The sequence below is a fragment of the Streptococcus danieliae genome (assembly GCF_025447695.1).
In the GTDB taxonomy this organism is placed as follows: Bacteria; Bacillota; Bacilli; order Lactobacillales; family Streptococcaceae; genus Streptococcus; species Streptococcus danieliae.
This window is the reverse complement of record NZ_JAOBSU010000125.1, coordinates 1-4,308: the sequence shown is the minus strand read 5'-3', so window position 1 is coordinate 4,308 and position 4,308 is coordinate 1. Positions and strand designations below refer to the sequence as shown.

Here is a 4,308-nt window from a genome sequence, read left to right as displayed (position 1 = left end):
AAATCAAAAACTTCTAGAAACATTGATCTATCAGGGTTTCTAGAAGTTTTTTTAGTTATCTATGAATAATTCGGGATCAATTAAGCTTGTGGCAATTGGTTATTGGCCATAATTTCATCGATGAAACCATAAGCCAAGGTTTCCTCAGCACTCATCCAGTAATCGCGTTCTGCATCCTTATGGATTTGTTCCACGGGTTTACCAGAATTATCTGCCAAGATTTTTTCCAAGGTATGACGGGTTTTTAGCAAATGCTCAGCTGCAATCGCCATATCCGTTTGTTGAGTGCCACCGCCAGTACCACCCATTGGCTGGTGAATCATGTACTCTGCATGTGGCAACATGAAACGTTTACCCTTGGCACCGCTGGAAGCAATGATGGTTCCCATGCTAGCTGCCATCCCCATCACAATTGTTTGAACATCAGCCTTGATAAAATTCATGGTATCCACAATCGCCAAACCTGCTGACACAGATCCACCTGGGGTATTTACATAGAGGTAAATATCCTTGGTTGAATCTTGCGCATCCAAGAACAACAATTGGGCAATAACGGAGTTAGCCATGTTGTCCTCAACAGGTCCCGTCAGCATAATAATTCGATCTTTTAATAGTCGTGAATAGATGTCATAGGAACGTTCACCACGACTCGTTTGTTCAATAACTACAGGAATCATTCTGGATTCTCCTTCTTTACTAGAATGACTTCATTATACCCAAATGGTCAGTAAAGGTCAATATTTAACCCCTTATTTGGTTCCAAAAAGTCGATCCCCCGCATCGCCAAGTCCAGGAACGATATAACCCTGCTCATTCAAGCGTTCATCCAAGGCAGCTGTCAGAATTGGAACCTCCGGATGCGCCTCTTCCAAGGCAGCCACCCCTTCAGGTGCAGCTACCAAGCAGACAAAGGTAATATTACTAGCCCCACGTTTTTTCAAGGAGTCAATCGCCAAGATCGCAGAACCACCGGTCGCCAACATTGGATCAACCACAAAAATCCGACGTTGATCAATATCTTCTGGTAATTTTACCAAGTATTCCACCGGTTGTAGCGTCTCTTCATCCCGGTACATTCCAATATGACCTACCTTGGCAGCTGGAACCAAACTTAACAATCCATCAACCATGCCGATACCAGCTCTAAGGATTGGAACAATGGCTAGTTTTTTACCTGCCAACTGCTTCTGAACTGTTTTTGTAATCGGCGTCTCAATTTCAACATCCTCTAAGGGAAGGTCTCGAAGAACCTCATATCCCATCAACATCGCAATCTCATCTACCAATTCCCGGAAAGCTTTGGTAGAAGTGTCCGTCCGACGAAGAATGGACAATTTGTGTTGAATCAACGGATGCGCAATGACTTGAACTTTAGACATCAGGGTTCCTCTTTTCTTAATTTTTTCCATTATATCACAGACATCCCTGAAAAGCTTTCCAAAGTAAGCCCCAAAAGCAGATTTTTCCAGTTCAGCAAAAAACAGGCCCGGACCACTCTCCAGCCCAAAGCCTGTTTTAATCTTCAATGAATTTACTCAACCCGAGTAAAGGTTCCAGTATAAGTTTCTGCGTAGTTTGCAGGTAAATGAACTGTTCCACTTTTCGAATCTACTGAAAAGTAAGGTAAACCTGAGGTATGCCCCTCATTCACCAATCGACTTAAATAATTCTCACCATTCCAGGTTCCAAAATCACTGGCAATCATCAAATCTCTTGTTAACTGTACACGCTCCTCTTCTGGAATATGGTCTGATTCAGCCATCACTACTCCAACAGTGCCATCTGCTTGAACATAGAGCTGATTGCCAAATTCATCCTGCCAGATTCCGGCAATGCTTGAAAAATCACCTGCAACCAAGGACGCTCCATTAATTCCAGTGGTCTGAGCCGGAGCTCCTACAGTAGAGCTTATTGCGTCTCCATCTGTAGACACATCCGCTACAATACCTGTTTCTTGAGACACTCCGACACCTGTACCCTGAGACATCGCGCCGGCACTAGCTCCTACACTAACTCCCACCTTAGAGACAGCCGATTGATTCTCCACTCCTTCCTCAGCAACCGCAGGTTTAACGGAAGAAGACGAACGCGCTTTCTGCTCTTGTTTCTTTTGGGTAGAGGAACCACTTTGGCTAGATCCGACAAGCTTCTGGCTACTCGAAGAACTTGCAGTGGGTTTAACATCAGCTTCTTTAGCTGGAGTACAAGCTGTCAAAACAAGGACAGCCAACAAGCAAAGACCATATTTTTTCATGATGGTGTCTCCTAATCTTACGGAAGTGCAATATATCGACGAACTCCTGAACCTGAGATGTAACTCAACCAGTCTCGTCCATCACCTGATACTATTTTATCATAATTTACTGACATCCCAATATCATAATAGGCAATGTCTTCAGCTGACAGGCGTGGCTCATTTTTAATAAAGGATTTTTGAGTAAATGTATAGCTACCACTTGCAGGTAAGGATACTTTTGAGGAAGCTACAACATTAGATTGATTAGCAGCTGACGAATTAGATGCCTCTAATGGCTGAATGGCTATATAGCGACGGTTACCTTGGAAAGATAAATAACTGATCCAGCGGTAGCCATCTGCCTCTAAAACCTTGTCGTAGTTCACGGATGATCCCGCATCATAGTAAGCTAAATCCGCAGCTGATAGTTTAGGTTCAGCTTTAATAAAAGATTTTTCTTTAACCTGATAGGTTCCACTTGCAGGGAGAGAACTGCTGACAGTAGCTACTGGATTAGTTGAAACAGGTGTTACAACTGTTGCTGTTTTTGAAGATGCTTTACCGACAGAAATGTAGTAACGACCTCCTTTAGATGAGATATAACTAATCCAATGATGTCCATCTGCTTCTAAAGTACGATCATAATTCACGGACATACCCACATCATAGTAAGCTACATCAGTCGCTGTAACTCGTGGCTCACTCTTAATAAATGATTTTGTTGTAAAGTGATAAGTTCCACTAGGAGCTAACTCTCCTGCATTCTTCTGAACAGTTGGAGTAGCAACCCGATCACCTAAATCTTTAAAATGGATGTAACCACTGACAGAGGAAGCTGATATACTTCTGCGCTTGTATCCAAAACTCCAGTTAAAGTTATACTCTTCGATAATAACATTATCTCCCTCAACAGCAGCTACCCAAGCCACATGACCGTAGTTAGAATCTCCTCCAAATAAGCCAGGTCCAAACCAAGCTACAGAACCTACTGCGGGAACTTTATCAACGTAGCCTCCACGCGAAGCAGCATTAATTCCCCAACTACCCCCATTACCTAAATAACCAACATTGGAAAATCCATTTGTTTCTGCCAATCTAAAAGCAACAAAGGAGGTACATTGCCGTACAGGATATCCCCAACGGTCTAAATCACTATTAATATCACCATACTTCCAAGGGTAATTATCCCCTATATAAGTATTTCTTCCACCATCAGCAACTCTAAACCGACTTCTTCTTATTGAAGATTTATCCTGAGGTTTTTCATCGTCCCCGACCAACTTCACTTGAGGAGATTCATCATCCCCCACTTTTGGAATGCTATCCAAAATAGAGGATTCGCTCTTATCTTCTAAAATATTTTTCACCTTCACAACAACTTCAGATGGTTCAGAAACCTTAATATTTTCCGTAGCTTTTACAGATACTAGTTTCCCAACCGAATCTGTTTCAGAAAAAGGAGCAATATCCCCATCTTTCATTTCCTGAGCCACATTGACAGCTACTGATTTCGATTCCACCTCTACAGAGGTAACTAGGTCACTAGAATCAACTTTTGATAAACTTACTGTCTCGGTAGGTACTTCTTTAACCTCTACTAGTCCAGTACTTACACTCGGAACTTCAACATTTTCTACAACAAGACTAGTAGATTGATCTAAAATAATTTCACTGGTCATCGGAGGTTCAATTAATATCTCAGTAGTCTCAACTCCAACAGTTGTTGAATCAATGGCCTTCATCTCATCTCCGTAAACACTACTAGTTCCTGAAACTAACCAAAACCCTAGTAGAACAGACGCAAGACCAAAAGAACATTTCCTAAAAGAAAATCTTTGAACACGATTTTGTACTGACATCTTTTCCATGGCTGAACCTCCTAAAAAATTCACTCGAAATATTTAGTGATTTACTTCACACAATAAGTATATCATAAACCGCCAGTCTCGTCTAGTGTTTTGTGAAAAAAATATCAAATATATTTTTAAAAAGATGAATCAAAAATTTTAAAATGAAGTTAGCCACCCATCATATCTGCTAGATAAGGGCTAGAACTCATTCTGATGAGTTGT

General features: G+C 41.5%; 3 protein-coding genes and 1 pseudogene. All 4 read right to left on the bottom strand.

Going from position 1 to position 4,308, the window contains the following annotated elements; translation table 11 throughout:
- Nucleotides 1–80: 80 nt before the first annotated feature.
- Nucleotides 81–683, bottom strand: a pseudogene (locus N4310_RS07705) (ATP-dependent Clp protease proteolytic subunit); the annotation flags it as partial.
- Nucleotides 684–749: 66 nt separating this feature from the next.
- Entirely contained in the window at nt 750–1,379 is a 630-nt protein-coding gene (gene upp, locus N4310_RS07700) for a uracil phosphoribosyltransferase (protein WP_160332469.1), read from the bottom strand.
- Between the two features lie 152 nt (nt 1,380–1,531).
- Nucleotides 1,532–2,254, bottom strand: a complete 723-nt coding sequence (locus tag N4310_RS07695) for a hypothetical protein (protein WP_262092715.1) — start codon at nt 2,252–2,254, stop codon at nt 1,532–1,534.
- Nucleotides 2,255–2,271: 17 nt separating this feature from the next.
- Nucleotides 2,272–4,104 carry an SH3 domain-containing protein gene (locus N4310_RS07690; protein ID WP_262092714.1) on the bottom strand — a complete coding sequence of 611 codons (1,833 nt, stop codon included), beginning with the start codon at nt 4,102–4,104 and terminating at the stop codon, nt 2,272–2,274.
- Between the last annotated feature and the right edge of the window lie 204 nt (nt 4,105–4,308).